Here is a 16728-nt window from a genome sequence, read left to right as displayed (position 1 = left end):
AACGACCCGCGTAGACTGCCGCGCGTGGCCAAGGTGACGCGGGATGATGTGGCAAGACTGGCGGGGACGTCCACCGCCGTTGTCAGTTACGTCATCAACAACGGACCACGGCCGGTCGCCCCGGCCACGCGCGAGCGGGTGCTCGCCGCCATCAAGGAGCTCGGCTACCGGCCGGACCGTGTCGCGCAGGCGATGGCGTCCCGCCGGACCGACCTCATAGGCCTGATCGTGCCGGACACCCGGCAGCCGTTCTTCGCGGAGATGGCGCACGCCGTCGAACAGGCCGCCGCCGAGCGGGGCAAGATGGTGCTGGTCGGCAACGCCAACTACCTCGACGAGCGCGAGGTGCACTACCTCCGGGCGTTCCTCGGCATGCGAGTGGCCGGGCTGATCCTGATCAGCCAGGGCCCCAGCGAGCACGCCGCCGCCGAGATCGACGCCTGGGACGCCCGGGTGGTGCTGCTGCACCGCCGGCCGGACGCCATCGACGACGTCGCGGTGATGACCGACGACATCTGGGGCGCCCAGCTGGCGACCCGGCACCTGTTGGAGCACGGGCACCCGTACGTCGCCTTCCTCGGCGGCACGGAGGAGACCCCGAAGTCCGGCGACCCGGTCACCGACCACGTCGAGGGCTGGCGGCGCGCCATGCTGGAGTCCGGCCGCTCCCCGGACGGCCACTACCACCAGGCCGCCTACAACCGCTACGACGCCTACCAGGCCGCGTTGAAGCTGCTGGCCGGGCCCGACCGGCCGCCGGCCATCATGTGCGCGACCGACGACCAGGCCATCGGCGTGCTGCGCGCCGCCCGCGAGCTGCGCATCGACGTGCCCGGCGAGCTGGCGGTGGCCGGCTTCGACGACGTCAAGGAGGCCGGGCTCACCGACCCGCCGCTGACCACGGTCGCCTCGGACCGTCAGGCGATGGCGCGGGCCGCGGTCGACCTGGTCCTGGACGACGGGCTGCGGGTGGTCGGCTCCCGCCGCGAGCGGCTGCGGCAGTTCCCGTCGCGGCTGGTCGTCCGGCGGTCGTGCGGCTGCGGCGGCTGACCGCGCGCGGCGCCGCACCGGTCCTCTTTATACCGGGCATATCTACTTCTGCCGGGTCTCTCACGGCGTTCTCAGACGGTTCTCATGCACCGCACGCACAGTCATCTCATGACCGACAGCTACCGCCGAAGCGGCGATGAGATCCACCAGCAGGGGTTCGCGCAGGGGTTCGCGCACGGGGCCGGGCAGGCCTTCCCGCCGCCGCCCCCGTACGCACCGGGACACGGCGGGACGGCCGGGGCGGCCGAGGCACCGCCCGGTGCGCCGCCACGGGCCCGTAAGCCGGTCGCGCTGATCGCGGCGGTCGCGCTCGCCTCCGGTCTCATCGGGGGCGGCAGCGCGGCGCTGATCGCCGGCGCGACCACGCGCGCCGACCAGAACACCGTCGGCACCCCGCTGGTGAACGCGGGCAAGGACAGCGGCAGCGGCGTCTCGGCGGTGGCCAAGGCGGTCAGCCCGTCGATCGTGGAGATCAAGGCGCGCACCACCGACGGGGAGTCCACCGGCTCCGGCGTCGTGCTCACCCGCAGCGGCGAGGTCATCACCAACAACCACGTGGTCTCCGGCGCCGACACGGTCCAGGTGACCTTCAGCGACGGCAGCCGCAAGACCGCCAAGGTCGTCGGCACCGACCCGGACAAGGACCTGGCGCTGATCAAGGTCCAGCAGGCGAAGGGGCTCACCCCGGCCTCGCTCGGCGACTCCGACAAGATCGCGGTCGGCGACGGCGTGGTGGCGATCGGCTCGCCGGAGGGCCTGACCGGCTCGGTGACCAGCGGCATCGTCTCCGCCCTCAACCGCGATGTGACCGTCCCCAAGGAGGACCGCCAGGGCCGGCAGGACCGGCAGGGCGGCCCGGGCGACGGCGGCGGCTGGCCGTTCGAGTTCGGCGGCAACCAGTACAACGGCGACACCGGCTCCTCGAAGACCTCGTACAAGGCGATACAGACCGACGCCTCGCTCAACCCCGGCAACTCCGGCGGCGCCCTGATCAACCTCCAGGGCCAGATCGTCGGCATCAACTCCGCGATGTACTCGCCGAGTTCGGCCAACAGCAGCACCGCGGGCAGCGTCGGCCTGGGCTTCGCCATTCCGATCAACACCGTCAAGGCCGACCTCGACTCGCTGCGCGGCGGCGGCAGCGGCGGAAGCAACAGCGGCGTCTGACCGGCGCTCCGTGTCACCCCCACATCGCCCCCTGCCGTGCGAGGCTGAAGAGCAGCCGTCCGTTTCCGTATCCCAGCCGAGGTAACCACGCACATGAGTCCCGCCGAGCACGGTGACCACCCCGCCCGCATCCTCATCGTCGACGACGAGCCCGCGGTCCGCGAGGCGCTGCGGCGCTCGCTCGTCTTCGAGGGGTACGGGACGGAGGAGGCGGTCGACGGTCTGGACGCGGTCGAGAAGGTCGCCGGCTACGACCCCGAACTGATCGTGCTCGACGTCCTGATGCCCCGCATGGACGGGCTGACCGCCGCCCGCCGGCTGCGGGCCAGCGGGGTCACCGTGCCGATCCTGATGCTCACCGCCCGCGACACCGTCGGCGACCGGGTCACCGGCCTCGACGCCGGTGCCGACGACTACCTCGTCAAACCCTTCGAGCTCGACGAACTGCTGGCCCGGATCCGCGCCCTGCTGCGCCGCAGCTCCTACACGGCGGCGGCCGGCGCGCAGCCCGCGGAGGACGAGACGCTGGGCTTCGCCGACCTGCGGATGAACCTCGCCACCCGGGAGGTGATCCGCGGCGGCCGGCCGGTCGAGCTGACCCGTACGGAGTTCACCCTGCTGGAGATGTTCCTCGCCCATCCGCGCCAGGTCCTCACCCGTGAGCAGATCCTCAAGGCCGTCTGGGGGTTCGACTTCGAACCCACCTCCAACTCCCTCGACGTGTACGTGATGTACCTGCGCCGCAAGACGGAGGCGGGCGGCGAACCGCGCCTGGTGCACACCGTGCGGGGGGTCGGCTACGTCCTGCGGGCGGAGGGCGGGGCGGAATGAGCACCGGCCGTCCGGGCCCGATGGCCCGGTTCCACCGGCTGCCGCTGCGCTCGCGACTGGCGATGCTCACGGCGGTGGCGGTGGCCTTCGCGGTGGCCCTCTCGGCCGCCGCCTGCTGGCTGATCACCCGGGACCGGCTGACCGAGCAGCTCGACACCCAGCTCAGCAGCGTCGAGGTGGACGCCGGGTACGTCCGGGCGCTCACCGCCTACTGCAACAGTCCGGACGGGGTGCACTTCCAGCCCACCCCGTACACCATCCAGCTGGTGTCGGCCGGCGGCTACGTCTGCACCTCGCCGGACAAGTCGCCGATCCCGCCGCAGCGCGCGGACACCGCGGTGGCCGCGGGACGGCTGGCGACGTCCCAGCACACCACCCGGGCCCAGGACGGGGCCGAGATGCGGGTGTCGACCAAGCCCTTCGAGGGGCCGCTCACCGACGCGGCGGGCAACCGGCTGGCGATCTCCGTCGCGATGCCGATGAAGCAGGTCACCGACCCGCTCAACCAGCTCGCGCTGGTACTGCTGGTGGTCGCCGGAGTGGGCGTGCTGGGCGCGGCGACCGCCGGACTGTGGGTGGCCCGGGCCGGCCTGAAGCCCGTCGACCGGCTCACCGACGCCGTCGAGCACGTCGCCCGTACGCAGGACCTGGCCATCCGCATCCCGGCGGACGGCGACGACGAGATCGCCCGGCTGTCCCGCTCGTTCAACGCGATGACCGCGGCGCTGGCCGCCTCCCGCGACCTCCAGCAGCAGCTGATCGCGGACGCCGGCCACGAGCTGCGCACCCCGCTGACCTCGCTGCGCACCAACATCGACCTGCTGGTGCGCAGTGAGCAGTCCGGCCGCCCGATCCCGCCCGCCGACAAGGCGGCCCTGCTGGCGTCGGTGAAGGCACAGATGGGCGAGCTGGCGGCGCTGATCGGCGATCTGCAGGAGCTGTCCCGGCCGCCCGAGCCGGGGCAGAGCGCGGTCGAGGTCGTCGCGCTGCACGAGATCGTCGGATCGGCGCTGGAGCGGGCCCGGCTGCGCGGCCCGTCGCTGACCCTCGCCGCGGACGTCGCGCCCTGGTACGTGCGCGCCGAGCCGGCCGCGCTGGAGCGGGCGGTGGTCAACCTGCTCGACAACGCGGTGAAGTTCAGCCCGCCGGGCGGCACGGTCGAGGTCCGGCTGGCCGGCGGGCAGCTGACCGTGCGCGACCACGGCCCGGGCATCCCGCAGGACGAACTGCCGCATGTCTTCGAGCGGTTCTGGCGCTCGCCGTCCGCCCGCAGCCTGCCCGGCAGCGGGCTGGGCCTGTCGATCGTGGCCCGTACGGCGGAGCAGGCGGGCGGCGCGGTACGACTGCGCTCCGCCGACCTCGGCGGCACCGAGGCGATCCTCACCCTGCCGGGCGCACCGACCCCACCACCGGGGAGGCCCGTCCCACCGGGGAGGCCCGCCCCACCGGAGCCGCCCACCCCGCCACCCGGCCCGCCGGAGCCGCCCGCGGCGGGCTGAGCGGCCCGCCGCGCCGCGTCACTTCTTCTTGGCCGCGTCCCCGAACGGCAGGTTCGTCCCCGACAGCTGGGCCCGGATGCCGTCCCGTTCGACGGAGATGTTGCGCAGCCGGACGTCACCGGGGGTCTTGGGGAGCTGGAAGGAGAGCGACAGCCGGTCCGCGAGCTGCGGCTTGGTCAGGCCGCTCAGCGCGCCGAGGACCTTCGGGTCGATGCCGACCTTCCGCAGCAGCCAGGGGTGGTCCATCACCACGTCGACGAGGTTGACCTTCATCAGCTCGTGGACGAAGCGCGGCGACCCGGTCAGCTGGTGCAGCTTGTCGTCGCTGCGCAGCGCCTCGTCGAGGTACGCCTTCGGGATGCCGATCCGCTGGGCGATCGCCGGGATGCTCAGCATCGCCTTGACCTTGGCGGCCTGTTGGCTGAGCTCGGCGGCGGCCTTGCGGGTCAGCCGCAGGCCCTCCTCCTTGCCGGTGCCCGGCCGGTAGACGGCGACGTCGCCGATGTCCAGTCGCATCCGGCTGATGTCGGTGGACACCCCGCGGTCGCCGGCCCGCCGGATGCGCGCCTCGGCCCGGACGCGGAGCTCCTGCCCGGCGATCGGCAACTGGCCCACCGCGCGCACGGAATCGTGCCCCAGGCCGCTGAACTTCACCTGGGAGGCGCCGAGTTCGCGGTTCATGTCGTCGAAGGCGAGCAGCACGTCGCCGTGCATGGAGCCGATCGTGGCGCCCTTGATGGAGCTGGGCAGATCGCCGTCGAGGCGGACGTCGCGCGCGGTCGCCTCGAACTTCGCCAGCGAGACCCGGTCGGCGGCCAGGTCGGGGATGGTGACCTTCACCTGGTCGACCCGCTTGTCCAGGACCTGGGTGAGGAACGGGAAGCCCTGGATGTCGACTTCGGGCGTGGCGTTCAGATGCAGCGCGCTCTTGAGCTTCTCCGCGGTCTTGTTCTGCGCGTACAGCACCGCGAACCGGTCGAAGAGGGTCAGGAAGGCGGTGCACACCAGCACCGCGACCAGCAGCTTCACGGTGATCGGGACGGCGGCGAAGCGGCTGATCCCGCGCTTGGTCCGGCGGTGGTTGGGCGGCGACCAGGCCTCGTCCTCGTCGGGGCGCAGCCCGAGGCCCAGCGGATCGTCGCTGTCGTCACGCTCGTTGAGGTAGCCGCGGCGGCGCGTGGTGCCGGCGTACGCGGAGGCGTCGTCCTCCGGTCCGGTCTCCGCGGCGGGGTCCGGCTCGGGGTCGGCGAGGGCGGCCAGGTCGGCGTACGGGTTGATCGGGGAGAGCCTTCTGGTGTCGCCGGCGGGATCGTCCTGGGCGCCGCTCGTGACGGGGGTGTGGGGGCGGTACGAGGCGGCGGGCTCGGGCGAGGGTGAAGATATGCGTGTGGGGGTTCGCATCCGTACATCCCACCACGATCGGGGCCCTCGAACGCAAGTCTTACCGAAGGTATGTCGGATACGCGAAGCTTGTCGTAGCGCTCTTGAGGAAATTTTTCCGCGCCGCCAACGGTTGCTGAATTACCGTCAGCGCTCTTCCGGCGCCTCCCGCGCCTCCGCGCTCCTACCGTTCCTCCCGAAGGTGGCCCCATGATCGTGGTAACCGGAGCAACCGGCAACATCGGCCGCAGCCTCGTCGACCGGCTCCTCGCGGACGGCGCCGCGGTGCGCGCCCTGACCCGCGATCCGGCGCGCGCCCAACTGCCCGCCGGGGCGGAGGTGGTACGCGCCGATCTCACCGGCAGCGCCGCCGACTTCGCGCCGCTCCTCGCCGGGGCCGACGCCCTCTTCCTCAACCTGGCGGCCGGCGGCGACCGGGCCGCGCTCGCCCTCGTCGAGGCCGCCGCCAAGGCCGGCGTCCGCCGGATCGTCCTCAACTCCTCGATGGCGGTGACCGACACCCCCGCCGACGAGAACAACTTCATCGCCCGCATGCACGCCACGGTGGAGCGCGCGGTGCGCGACTCCGGCCTGGAGTGGACCTTCGTGCGCGGCGGCAACTACGCCACCAACGCACTCGCCTGGGGTCCGGCGATCCGCGAATCCGGAGTGGTCCGCGACGCCCACCCGGGCGCCCAGGGCGTCCCGGTCCACGAGGCGGACCTCGCGGACGTCGCCGCCGTCGCCCTCCTGGACCGCACCGGCACCCACACCGGCCAGGCCTACCTCGTCACCGGCCCCGAGGCGCTGACCGTCGCCGACCAGGTCGCCGAGATCGGCCGGGCGATCGGCCGCGAGACCCGGGTCGAGCAGATCACCGAGGAGGCCGCCGCCGAGGCGATGTCCGGCCCCCACCTGCCGAAGGAGGCGGCCCTGGAGCTGGTCCGGATGTTCGGCAGCACGGTCGACGCCCCGGCCTTCCCGCTCTCTGACGCGGTCGAACGGGTCACCGGCCGTCCGGCCCGCACGTTCGCCGAGTGGGCGCGCGATCACGCGGCCGACTTCTCCTGACCGGCCCGGTGCCGACGGCGGCTCCGCACCGCCAGCGGCACCATCAGCACCGCGCCCACGAAGAAGTACGTATTGATCGCCATCTCCGTCCAGAACCCCCCGGACGCGGGATCGGCGGGCTGCTCCGCCAGCCCCAGCAGGCCGTACGGGGTGAGCCCGGCCGCCGTCGTGATGTTCTCGACCAGGCCCGGCACGCCCCGTACGACCAGCAATCCGGCACCGCACCACAGCGGCACCGCCACCATCCACCAGGGCAGCCGCCGCCCCCACGGCCGTACGGTCGCCAGGCTCACGACCGCGCCGACCGCCGACATCGCCACGATCAGCCCGTCATAGGCGAGGAACACCCACACGGGCACGTCGTCCTGCGCGCCCATCGCCGTGCGATGGTCCACGCCCATCCACACGTGCCACACGAACGACACCACGAGCCACCCGAAGGCCCCGTAGGCCCAGGCGCTTGTCGCCTGCCGACTCTTGGGACCCGCCCCACCGCGTATCGACGTCATACCTGCACGCTAGGAGCGGCCCCGCGGCCGGGTCGTCCTCCTCATGGTGGGGCCCCTCCGCCGCACGGCGGAGGGGCCCCACAGGGGGTGCTAACTGACCGGCGTATTGCCGACGAGAAGGACCTTGACGTGGACGCGTCCCGCGTTGATCTCGTATGTCGCCCGGTAGCTTCCGATGCGTAAGCGCCACACATCCGTGGAGCCGAGCTGCGTCGCGCAGGACGGTTTCGGGTTGCGGGCCAGGGCGTTGACCGCGTCCTTGAACGGTTTCACCTTGTCACCGTCGCGCTGGATGAGCTTGCGCATCGCTGCGGTGGCTTCGGCCGTCCATACCAGGGTGTACTTCACGGCTGCGCCTCCCGTGCGTCCTCGGCAAGGAGCGCCTCCACTTCGTGGTGGGCCAGCAGCGGCCGCTGAGAGGACTTCACCCGCTCGGCGAGATGCAGCTCCGCCGCCTCCTCCAGCTGAGCCCGGCGAAGGTCGTTGTCGCCAGCGCTGTCGACCACGGCCTGGAGCCACCAGTCGTCCAGCAGGAGTTCCAGGTCGTCGCCGTCGCCCAGGGCACCCACCTGCTGCCAGAAGCCGGGGAGCCGGTGTTCGGGGAGTGCCTCGGCGATGGCACCGATGGTGCGTGGGATATCCGGAAGGCGGACCTCGGAGTCGTCCATGCACAGTCCTTTCATGAGGCCGGGGGCTTCCTCTCTGCTCTTCCGGCTGATCGTGGTGGTGCAGCCTGGACAACGAGAGGAAGCCCCCGGGGCTACTGCGGGCCCCTGCCCGTCACTTCACCACCGTGATGCGGTTGGCCGCAGGCGGCGTCAGTGGCGACGACGCCGAGGAATGGGCGGTCAGGTACGCCGTGAAGGCGTCGAGGTCGGACGGGCCGACGTACTTGTTCTTGGCGTCCTTGAAGGCGGGGAAGCCGTCGCCGCCGCCGGCGAGGAACTCGTTCATCGCGACGCGGTAGGTCTTGGCCGGGTCGAGCGCGGCGCCGTTCAGTTTGACCGAGTCCTTGACGACGCGGTCGGCGCCCTTCTTGGTCATGTCGAGGGTGTAGGTGAGGCCGTCGGAGATCTGGAGGATCTTGGGGGACGCCTCGTTGGGGCCGCTGACCTGCTGCTGGAGGGCGGTCAGCAGCTGGGCGCCGGTGAGGTCGACGACGTTCATCATGTTGGTGAAGGGCTGGACCGTGAACGCCTCGCCGTAGGTGACGACGCCGTCGCCCTCGGGGCCGGACGCCTGGTAGGCGAGGTCGGAGCGGATGCCGCCGGGGTTCATCAGGGCGAGCTGGGCGCCGCCCTTGTCGGCGGCCTTGGTCGCTTCGAGCTGGGCGTCGGCGATGACGTCGCCGAGCGGGGACTCGGGGGCCTCCGCGCCGCGGCCGGCGATGTCGGCGGCGATGTGGCCGACCGGGCGGGCCGCGACCGGCGCGGCCAGCTTGTTCCAGCGGCCGATCAGGGACGTCATGTCCGCGGCCTTGGGCTGGGTGCGGTCGACCACGTGGTTGACCGCGCCGGGCGCCTTGACGCTGGTGCGGACGATGTCGTGGGTGCGCCGGTCGTAGGTCAGCTCGGTGTCGGTGTAGAGCTTGCCGTAGGACGCGGCGGAGGTGACGGTGCGCGGCCGGCCCGACGGGTCGGGGATGGTGCAGGCGTAGGCCTGGTGGGTGTGGCCGGTGACCAGCGCGTCGACCTTGGACGTGACGTGCTTGGCGATCTCGGTGATCGGACCGGAGATCCCGTCGCCGGGCCCAGGGCTGTCGCAGTTGTAGTTGTACGAGGTGGAGGCGGGCAGGCCGCCTTCGTGGATGAGGGCCACGATCGCCTTGACGCCCTGCTTGTTGAGGACCTTGGCGTACTTGTTGATCGTCTCGACCTCGTCGTGGAACTTCAGGCCCTTGACGCCGTTGGCGCTGACGATGTCCGGGGTGCCTTCGAGGGTCACGCCGATGAAGCCGATCTTCACGCCCTTGTGCCGCCACACGGTGTACGGCTTGAGCAGCGGCTTGCCGGTCTTCTCGTCGGTGACGTTGGCGGTCAGGTACGGGAAGTCCGCGCCGGCGAACTTCTTGCCGTCCTCGTAGCAGCCGTCCTTGGGGTGGCAGCCGCCGTTCTGCAGGCGGGTCAACTCCGCGCGGCCCTCGTCGAATTCGTGGTTGCCGACGGAGGTGACGTCCAGGCCCAGCTTGTTCATGGCCTCGATGGTCGGCTCGTCGTGGAACAGCCCGGACAGCAGCGGGCTGGCGCCGACCAGGTCGCCCGCCGCCGCGGTGACCGAGTAGGGGTGGCCCTTGCGGGCCGTGCGCAGGGACTGGGCCAGGTACTCGACGCCGCCGGCCGGCACGCTCTTCTTGGTGCCGTCGGCCTGCAGCTCCTCGACCGTGCCGGAGGAGCCCTGCGGCGGTTCGAGGTTGCCGTGGAAGTCGTTGAAGGAGAGCAGCTGGACGTCGACGGTGCGGCCGGGGTGACCGGTCCGGTCCGGGTGCACGGTGTCGGCCCCGGCCGGCAGGGCGGCGACGGTGACGCCGATCCCGACGGCGGCGGCCAGTGCGGCCGAACCGGTCCTCAATCTGCTGATGGCGCGGCGCCGTTGCGGTGTCGCTGGCATGGGTTCCCCTCCTGGATGGTCCTGAGCGGACCGCAGCTTATTGTCGACGCGCGTAGCGCAACAGGGGGTGCCGGGTTACGGGACGGTTGCCGGGGAGCGGCGGACCGGCGGGCGGCACCGGCGTGGCCCGGCGGGCAGAACCGTACGGCGGCGCCCTGATGCCGGTGCGACACCCCGGCAGGGTCGTACGCTGCACACATGACTGACGCTGCACAGGAGATGGGCCGGACCGGCCGCAGGATCCAGGTGGTCGACGAGGTCGCGCCGGAAACGGCCGCGGCCGTCCTGGAGCTGATCGAACGGGCCGCGCGCACGGACGGGCAGCCCGCGGTGTCCGAACAGGGACGGCTGCAGCTGCGGGGCGGCAAGCGCCCGGGTGTCGCGCATGTGCTGGTGTACGCGCACGGGGAGGCGGGCGAGGAGCTGCTGGTCGGCTACGGCCAGCTGGAGGACACCGATCCGGTGGAGGCGCCGGCCGCCGAGCTGGTGGTGCACGCCGGGCACCGCGGCCGCGGGCACGGCCGGGCGCTGGGCACCGAGCTGCTGGAGCTGTCCGGGCGCCGGCTGCGGGTCTGGGCCCATGGCGGGCACCCGGCCGCCCGGCACCTCGCGCAGACCCTGGGCCTGACGATGTTCCGCGAGCTGCGGCAGATGCGGCGCTCGCTGGGCGACCTGGAGCTGCCCGAGCCCGTACTGCCCGAGGGCGTGACCGTACGGACCTTCCAGCCGGGCACCGACGACGCGGCCTGGCTGGAGGTGAACGCGGAGGCCTTCGCCCACCACCCCGAGCAGGGCTCGCTGACCCAGCGCGACCTGGAGGACCGCAAGGCCGAGGCGTGGTTCGACCCCAAGGGCTTCTTCCTGGCCGAGCGGGGCGGGCGGCTGGTCGGCTTCCACTGGACGAAGGTGCACGCCGAGGAGGGCCTGGGCGAGGTCTACGTCCTCGGCGTCCGGCCGGGCGCGCAGGGCGGCGGCCTGGGCAAGGCGCTCACCTCGGTCGGTCTGCGCCACCTGGCCGGGCAGGGGCTGCCGACCGCGATGCTGTACGTCGACGCCGACAACGCGGCGGCGGTGAGCGTCTACGAGCGGATGGGGTTCGTCACGCACGAGACGGACCTGATGTACCGGTCGGAGACCTGACCTCCGCCAACCGGGGCCGGCTGCCCGGTGGTTGACCGGTGCGGCCGGGCGTACGTCCCGGCGCGGGCGAGCAGTTCCGCGTGCCGGCCGGACTCCAGCAGCCGGCCGCGGTCGAGCACCAGGATCCGGTCGGCGTCCGGGGCCGGCTGGAGGTCGTGGGTGATCAGCACCGGCTCGCCCGGCCGGGCGGTGAACGTCACGGCGTCCAGGGCGGGGGCGCCGGCCGGGGCGTCCGGGGTGGCGGCCCCGGATTTCGCGGCGGCAGGGGCGGGGTAGCGGAACGAGACCTCCTCGAAGGCGGCCCCCCGCGGGCCCGGCGGTACGAGGGGACGGTCCGGGCCGGCGGATCGGTGACCGCGGGCCGGGCGTCGAGGATCTCCGGCAGCCGCTCGGCACCGGCGGTGGCCGCCGAGACGGTCAGCCCGAGCCGGCCCAGCGCCCGCACCGGCGGGTAGAGGCAGCTGAGGAAGGCGGCGAACGCGAGCAGCTGGCCGAACCCCCGGGCCCCGCGCACCGAGGCGCGCAGCCGCGCGCGGGCCTCGGTCGCCAGCCGCATATCACCGCCAGCCAGCGCCGGTCACCTTTGAGCAGTGGCCAGAAAGCGCGGAACGAATGCCGGACCGCTCTGCCGCGTCCGCCTTTCTCCTGCGCCGTGTACGTCGTCGTCATTCCCGCTCTTCCCGGCTCTTTTCCCGGCCTTCCGGTGGCCTTTCACAGCATTTCCCCGGCCTTTCCGGTGCCTTTCTCGGGTTTTTCTCAGGTTCCGCCCGACGTTCGCCGGCCCGGTCGCGGCGACCCGGGACGGGTCCCGGCGCGGCACCGGGGCCCGTCGCCGACGGTCCGTCAGCCGTCGAGCACCCGGCGGGCGGTGGCGGTCGTTCGCGCGCCGCCGCGGTGGCCGGCGACGACGTCGCCGTGGCCGCAGTGGTGGGCCGGGCGGGCAGGGACGGCGATGACGACCCTGCGGAAGCTCATGGATTTCTCCTCGGCTCGATGAATTTCTTTTGCATTCCCCCTTCGCGGCCCTTTTGTTGCGACGTGGAAAACCCTATTGCGGAAAATCCGGTGCACCTCGCCGAATTGCATGAGGTCTTGCTTAATTGCGGCTGAGGGTATTACTCATGTGGAACGGCGGCGGTGACAGGGTGGCGGCGCGGTGGCACAGTGGCCGCGGAACCGCCCGCTCCGGGCGGCGCCGCGGCCGGCCGCCCGGCCCCGCGCCGTAGCGTCCCGCTTGCCTGTGCGCCACATCCGCGTTACCGCTGATTCAAGGTCGGTTGCGAGCATCGCTGAATGCAGCCCGCTGTGCCGAACCTCCCCAACCCGAGGCTCCATCTCGCGCCGCCTCCTCCTGACGCGCCTGGAACCCCCCGGACGCGGAAGAATAAGGCCATGAACCAGCAGCCCAGCGCTCAGGCACAGATCCAGCCCGAGATGCCGGCCACCAGGCCCGCCAAGGCCCCGGCGGCCCCCTCGGCCCAGCCTTCCGTGGGCTCCATCGCCGCGCACCGGCCGCACGCGGTCCGCGGGACGGTGCCGGGCCTGGAACCCGACCTCGACGCCGACCCGGACGCGTACGTGGACCAGGGCGAGGTGGGCGCGGACGGCGCCGAGCTGCCCGCCGACCGCTTCCTGGACCGGGAACGCAGCTGGCTGGCGTTCAACGAGCGGGTGCTCGAACTCGCCGAGGACCCGGCCACCCCGCTGCTCGAACGCGCCAACTTCCTGGCGATCTTCGCCAGCAACCTCGACGAGTTCTTCATGGTCCGGGTCGCCGGACTCAAACGGCGGATAGCGACCGGCGTCGCCACCCGCTCCGCCTCCGGCCTCCAGCCCCGCGAGGTGCTGGACCTGATCTGGACCCGCTCGCGCGAGCTCATGGCCCGGCACGCCGCCTGCTTCCAGCAGGACATCGCCCCGACCTCGCCGACCAGGGCATCCACCTGATCCGCTGGCCCGACCTGACCGAGAAGGAACAGGCCCGGCTGTTCACCCTGTTCCGGCAGCAGATCTTCCCGGTGCTCACGCCGCTGGCCGTGGACCCCGCGCACCCCTTCCCGTACATCTCCGGCCTCTCGCTGAACCTGGCCGTCGTCGTCCGCAACCCGGTCAGCGGCCACGACCACTTCGCCCGGGTCAAGGTCCCGCCGCTGCTCTCCCGCTTCCTGGAGGCCTCCCCGCAGCGCTACGTCCCCATCGAGGACGTCATCGCCGCCCACCTGGAGGAGCTGTTCCCGGGCATGGAGGTGCGCGCGCACCACATGTTCCGGGTGACCCGCAACGAGGACCTGGAGGTCGAGGAGGACGACGCCGAGAACCTCCTCCAGGCACTGGAGAAGGAGCTGATGCGGCGGCGGTTCGGCCCGCCGGTCCGGCTGGAGGTCGAGGAGTCCATCGACCCGGCGGTGCTCGACCTGCTCGTCCAGGAGCTGAAGATCTCCGACGCCGAGGTCTACCCGCTGCCCGGCCCGCTGGACCTGACCGGGCTGTTCGGCATAGGTGCGCTGGACCGGCCCGAGCTGAAGTACCCCAAGTTCATCGCCGGCACCCACCGCGACCTCGCCGAGGTGGAGTCCGCCTCGGCCCCGGACATCTTCGCCGCGCTGCGCGCCCGAGACGTCCTGCTGCACCACCCGTACGACTCCTTCTCCACCTCCGTGCAGGCGTTCCTGGAGCAGGCCGCGGGCGACCCCGACGTGCTCGCCATCAAGCAGACCCTCTACCGCACCTCCGGTGACTCGCCGATCGTCGACGCCCTGATAGACGCGGCCGAATCCGGCAAGCAGGTCCTGGTGCTCGTCGAGATCAAGGCCCGGTTCGACGAACAGGCCAACATCAAGTGGGCCCGCAAGCTGGAGGAGGCGGGCTGCCACGTCGTCTACGGCCTGGTCGGCCTGAAGACGCACTGCAAGCTCTCCCTGGTGGTCCGCCAGGAGGGCGACATGCTGCGCCGCTACTCCCACGTGGGCACCGGCAACTACCACCCCAAGACGGCCCGGCTCTACGAGGACCTCGGGCTGCTCACCGCCGACCCGCAGGTGGGCGCCGACCTCTCCGACCTCTTCAACCGGCTGAGCGGCTACTCCCGCCGGGAGACCTACCGCCGCCTCCTGGTCGCCCCCAAGTCCCTGCGCGACGGCCTGATCCAGCGGATCACCAAGGAGATCGCGCACCAGCGCGCGGGCCGGCCCGCCTACGTCCGCATCAAGGTCAACTCGATGGTCGACGAGGCCGTCATCGACGCGCTCTACCGCGCCTCGCAGGCCGGCGTCCCGGTCGACGTCTGGGTGCGCGGCATCTGCGCGCTGCGCCCGGGAGTGCCCGGCCTCAGCGAGAACGTCCGGGTCCGCAGCATCCTCGGCCGCTTCCTGGAACACTCCCGGATCTTCGTCTTCGGCAACGGCGGCGAGCCCGAGGTGTGGCTCGGCAGCGCCGACATGATGCACCGCAACCTCGACCGGCGGATCGAGGCGCTGGTCCGGGTCACCGACCCGGCGCACCGCGCCGCCCTCAACCGGCTCCTGGAGACCGGTACCTCGGACACCACGTCCTCCTGGCACCTGGGCCCGGACGGCGACTGGACCCGGCGCGCCGTGGACGCGGACGGCGCGCCGCTGCGCAACGTACAGGAAATGCTCATCGACGCCCGGAGGCGCCGGCGTGGCCCAGCGACCTGACCAGCGGACCGGGGGGCCGGCCGGTCTCCTCGGCACCGGATGCGAGCCCGGCGGGGCGGCCGGCGCCCGTGCCGCGGTGGTGGACGGACCTTACGGACCGTACGGTCCGCCGGCGCCGTACGACGACCCGGCGGCCGGTGCCGGAGCCGGCCCGCACCTCGCCGGGCGCACCGCCGAGGACGTTCTCGCCGGCTACCTCCACCAGCAGTCCGCGGACTTCCTGCGCGGTCTGCGGCTGCACCGGGAGAGCGGGCCGGACGCCGAGGGCGCCGGGGCGGCCGCCCGCGGGCTGCGCCGCGCCGCCCGCCGGATCAGCGCCACCCTGCACACCTTCCGGCCGCTGACCGAGGAGGCCTGGGCCGACCAACTCCTCGCCGAACTGGGCTGGTTGTCCGGGACCCTGGCCCGCGAACAGGCCTGCGCGGCCCGCCGCGACCGGCTGATGGCCGCCCTGACCCGCCTGACCGGCCGCACCGACCGCCCCGAGCGCGGCACCGACCGCGCCCCGCGCACCGGCCGCGGCGCACGGACCGACCGCGCCGAACCACCGGGCGGCACCCGCACCGCCGGCGCCCGGAACGCCGACGCGCGGGACACCGGCGCCCGTAGGGCGGAGGCCCCCGACGCCGGCTCCGTCGAGGCGCGGGACACCGAGGTCCCGGACGCCGATGCCGTCCTCGCGGCCGGTGCCGCGCGGGCCGGGGCGCTGCTGGACCGCCAGCTCACCCTCGCCCGCACCCGCGCCCACTCCGCCGCGCTCCAGGCCCTGGGCTCGTCCCGCTTCCACGCGGTCGCCGACTCCGTCGCCGTGCTCGCCTCCGAGGTGCCGCTGATCCGTGCGGCCGCGGACGTCCCGGCCGCCGAGGCGCTGCCGCCGCTCGCCGAGCAGTCCGGCCGCCGGCTCGCCGAGGCGGTCGGCGCGCTGCCGCTGGTCCGCGCCGGTCAGCCGTACAACGCCGAGGCGCTGGCCGACGGTGCCCGCCAGGACGCGCCCTGGCACCAGGTCCGGGTGCTGCTCCGGCTGAGCCGCTACGCCCAGGAGGTGCTGGTCCCCGAGTGCGCCGACCCCCGCCTGGCGGAGGCGGCCCGGCTCCTGGAGGGCCACCGCGACGCCGCCGAGGCCGCCGCCGCAGCCGCCGCCGCGGCCCGCACCCCGCGCATCGCCCCGGCCACCGCGTACGCCCTCGGCGTCCTCCACGCCGACCAGCGCCACCAGGTCGAGGCGGCCCGCTACGCCTTCGGCCGCGTCTGGCTGTCACGGGAGAAGGCGCTGAAGGGAGTGGACCGATGACCGCCCCCGGGGAGAGGCCGGCCCGTAAGCCGGACGCCCGTAAGCCGGACGCCCGTAAGCCGGACGCCCGTAGGCCGGACGCCGGCAAGACGGTGAGGGCCGCGGGCTGCGTCCTGTGGCGGCGCCGTCCGTCCGCCGAGTACGGGCTGGAGATCGCGCTGGTCCACCGGCCGAAATATGACGACTGGTCACACCCGAAGGGCAAGCTCAAGCGCGGCGAGGACGCACTGGCCGGAGCGGTCCGCGAGGTGGCCGAGGAGACCGGCATGGACTGCCGCCCCGGCGCGCCCCTGCCGACTTCGTACTACTTCGCCAACGGGCGGCCCAAGCAGGTCCGTTACTGGGCCGCCGAGGCGTTGGCGGGGGCGTTCACGCCGACCGACGAGGTCGACCGGCTGGTGTGGCTGGCGCCGGAGGAGGCCCGCAACCGGCTCACCCAGGAGCGGGACCGGCCACTGATCGACGCCCTGCTCGCCGCGCTGCACCTGGCCTGACGCGGACCCGCG

At 72.9% G+C, this 16728-nt stretch carries 16 protein-coding genes and 1 pseudogene; 9 read left to right on the top strand and 8 right to left on the bottom strand.

The window, feature by feature from the left end; genetic code table 11:
• The first annotated feature begins 24 nt into the window (after positions 1-24).
• From OJ254_RS06305 to OJ254_RS06290, 4 genes are all read left to right on the top strand, one after another.
• Positions 25-1050 carry a LacI family DNA-binding transcriptional regulator gene (locus OJ254_RS06305; RefSeq protein WP_261956270.1) on the top strand — a complete coding sequence of 342 codons (1026 nt, stop codon included), beginning with the start codon at positions 25-27 and terminating at the stop codon, positions 1048-1050.
• 108 nt (positions 1051-1158) lie between these two features.
• Complete coding sequence (locus tag OJ254_RS06300; protein WP_279349969.1) at positions 1159-2217, top strand: S1C family serine protease; 1059 nt, start codon at positions 1159-1161, stop codon at positions 2215-2217.
• 93 nt (positions 2218-2310) lie between these two features.
• Positions 2311-3048: a response regulator transcription factor gene (locus tag OJ254_RS06295; protein ID WP_265361575.1), complete on the top strand. Its 738-nt coding sequence runs from the start codon at positions 2311-2313 to the stop codon at positions 3046-3048.
• A complete protein-coding gene (locus OJ254_RS06290) occupies positions 3045-4547 on the top strand; it encodes a HAMP domain-containing sensor histidine kinase (protein ID WP_265361574.1) in 1503 nt (500 codons plus the stop codon). Before OJ254_RS06295 ends, OJ254_RS06290 begins: the two co-directional genes overlap by 4 nt.
• Positions 4548-4565: 18 nt before the next feature.
• Here OJ254_RS06290 and OJ254_RS06285 read toward each other — a convergent pair whose 3' ends face one another.
• Positions 4566-5948, bottom strand: a complete 1383-nt coding sequence (locus OJ254_RS06285) for an LmeA family phospholipid-binding protein (protein WP_265361573.1) — start codon at positions 5946-5948, stop codon at positions 4566-4568.
• A 189-nt stretch (positions 5949-6137) separates the two neighbouring features.
• Between OJ254_RS06285 and OJ254_RS06280 the strand changes: the two genes are divergently transcribed.
• Entirely contained in the window at positions 6138-6998 is an 861-nt protein-coding gene (locus tag OJ254_RS06280; RefSeq protein WP_265361572.1) for an SDR family oxidoreductase, read from the top strand.
• Here OJ254_RS06280 and OJ254_RS06275 read toward each other — a convergent pair.
• From OJ254_RS06275 to OJ254_RS06260, 4 genes are all read right to left on the bottom strand, one after another.
• On the bottom strand, positions 6977-7507 hold the full coding sequence (locus tag OJ254_RS06275; RefSeq protein ID WP_265361571.1) for a hypothetical protein: 531 nt from the start codon (positions 7505-7507) through the stop codon (positions 6977-6979). The two genes, OJ254_RS06280 and OJ254_RS06275, sit on opposite strands and share 22 nt — an antisense overlap.
• Positions 7508-7597: 90 nt before the next feature.
• Positions 7598-7855: a type II toxin-antitoxin system RelE family toxin gene (locus tag OJ254_RS06270; protein WP_265361570.1), complete on the bottom strand. Its 258-nt coding sequence runs from the start codon at positions 7853-7855 to the stop codon at positions 7598-7600.
• Positions 7852-8175 carry a hypothetical protein gene (locus tag OJ254_RS06265; RefSeq protein WP_265361569.1) on the bottom strand — a complete coding sequence of 108 codons (324 nt, stop codon included), beginning with the start codon at positions 8173-8175 and terminating at the stop codon, positions 7852-7854. Before OJ254_RS06265 ends, OJ254_RS06270 begins: the two co-directional genes overlap by 4 nt.
• A gap of 112 nt (positions 8176-8287) precedes the next feature.
• Positions 8288-10114: a bifunctional metallophosphatase/5'-nucleotidase gene (locus tag OJ254_RS06260; protein ID WP_265361568.1), complete on the bottom strand. Its 1827-nt coding sequence runs from the start codon at positions 10112-10114 to the stop codon at positions 8288-8290.
• A 219-nt stretch (positions 10115-10333) separates the two neighbouring features.
• Here OJ254_RS06260 and mshD point away from each other — a divergent pair, with 219 nt between their 5' ends.
• The gene (gene mshD / locus OJ254_RS06255) at positions 10334-11254 is read left to right on the top strand and encodes a mycothiol synthase (RefSeq protein WP_265365071.1); all 921 of its coding nucleotides are present in this window, start codon (positions 10334-10336) and stop codon (positions 11252-11254) included.
• On the opposite strand, the gene OJ254_RS31450 is transcribed toward mshD, so the two are convergent.
• The 3 genes from OJ254_RS31450 to OJ254_RS06245 all read right to left on the bottom strand — a co-directional run bounded on the left by OJ254_RS31450 (position 11194) and on the right by OJ254_RS06245 (position 12229).
• On the bottom strand, positions 11194-11454 hold the full coding sequence (locus OJ254_RS31450; protein ID WP_423835843.1) for a hypothetical protein: 261 nt from the start codon (positions 11452-11454) through the stop codon (positions 11194-11196). The two genes, mshD and OJ254_RS31450, sit on opposite strands and share 61 nt — an antisense overlap.
• Positions 11451-11810 (bottom strand): hypothetical protein, encoded by a 360-nt coding sequence (locus OJ254_RS06250; RefSeq protein ID WP_423835842.1) that lies wholly within the window; start codon positions 11808-11810, stop codon positions 11451-11453. The genes OJ254_RS31450 and OJ254_RS06250 overlap by 4 nt, the downstream gene beginning before the upstream one ends.
• A gap of 287 nt (positions 11811-12097) precedes the next feature.
• A complete protein-coding gene (locus OJ254_RS06245) occupies positions 12098-12229 on the bottom strand; it encodes a hypothetical protein (protein WP_265361567.1) in 132 nt (43 codons plus the stop codon).
• A gap of 417 nt (positions 12230-12646) precedes the next feature.
• Between OJ254_RS06245 and OJ254_RS06240 the strand changes: the two are divergent.
• From OJ254_RS06240 to OJ254_RS06230, 3 genes and pseudogenes are all read left to right on the top strand, one after another.
• Positions 12647-14931, top strand: a pseudogene (locus tag OJ254_RS06240) (RNA degradosome polyphosphate kinase).
• A complete protein-coding gene (locus OJ254_RS06235) occupies positions 14915-16222 on the top strand; it encodes a CHAD domain-containing protein (protein WP_265361566.1) in 1308 nt (435 codons plus the stop codon). Before OJ254_RS06240 ends, OJ254_RS06235 begins: the two are co-directional and overlap by 17 nt.
• Positions 16219-16716 carry an NUDIX hydrolase gene (locus OJ254_RS06230; RefSeq protein WP_265361565.1) on the top strand — a complete coding sequence of 166 codons (498 nt, stop codon included), beginning with the start codon at positions 16219-16221 and terminating at the stop codon, positions 16714-16716. The genes OJ254_RS06235 and OJ254_RS06230 overlap by 4 nt, the downstream gene beginning before the upstream one ends.
• Positions 16717-16728: the final 12 nt, after the last annotated feature.

It is taken from the genome of Streptomyces endophytica (genome assembly GCF_026153355.1).
Classification (GTDB): domain Bacteria; phylum Actinomycetota; class Actinomycetes; order Streptomycetales; family Streptomycetaceae; genus Streptomyces; species Streptomyces endophytica.
The sequence above is the reverse complement of the archived record's forward strand: the minus strand, read 5'-3'. Positions and strand labels throughout refer to the sequence as shown.

Coding starts and splice junctions, on each gene's coding strand:
- OJ254_RS06295 (WP_265361575.1), top strand. CDS start 2,311: ATGAGTCCCGCCGAGCACGGTGACCACCCCGCCCGCATCCTCATCGTC.
- OJ254_RS06245 (WP_265361567.1), bottom strand. CDS start 12,229: ATGAGCTTCCGCAGGGTCGTCATCGCCGTCCCTGCCCGCCCGGCCCAC.
- OJ254_RS06265 (WP_265361569.1), bottom strand. CDS start 8,175: ATGGACGACTCCGAGGTCCGCCTTCCGGATATCCCACGCACCATCGGT.
- OJ254_RS06230 (WP_265361565.1), top strand. CDS start 16,219: ATGACCGCCCCCGGGGAGAGGCCGGCCCGTAAGCCGGACGCCCGTAAG.
- OJ254_RS06300 (WP_279349969.1), top strand. CDS start 1,159: ATGACCGACAGCTACCGCCGAAGCGGCGATGAGATCCACCAGCAGGGG.
- OJ254_RS06260 (WP_265361568.1), bottom strand. CDS start 10,114: ATGCCAGCGACACCGCAACGGCGCCGCGCCATCAGCAGATTGAGGACC.
- OJ254_RS06250 (WP_423835842.1), bottom strand. CDS start 11,810: ATGCGGCTGGCGACCGAGGCCCGCGCGCGGCTGCGCGCCTCGGTGCGC.
- OJ254_RS06275 (WP_265361571.1), bottom strand. CDS start 7,507: ATGACGTCGATACGCGGTGGGGCGGGTCCCAAGAGTCGGCAGGCGACA.
- OJ254_RS06285 (WP_265361573.1), bottom strand. CDS start 5,948: ATGCGAACCCCCACACGCATATCTTCACCCTCGCCCGAGCCCGCCGCC.
- mshD (WP_265365071.1), top strand. CDS start 10,334: ATGGGCCGGACCGGCCGCAGGATCCAGGTGGTCGACGAGGTCGCGCCG.
- OJ254_RS06290 (WP_265361574.1), top strand. CDS start 3,045: ATGAGCACCGGCCGTCCGGGCCCGATGGCCCGGTTCCACCGGCTGCCG.
- OJ254_RS06280 (WP_265361572.1), top strand. CDS start 6,138: ATGATCGTGGTAACCGGAGCAACCGGCAACATCGGCCGCAGCCTCGTC.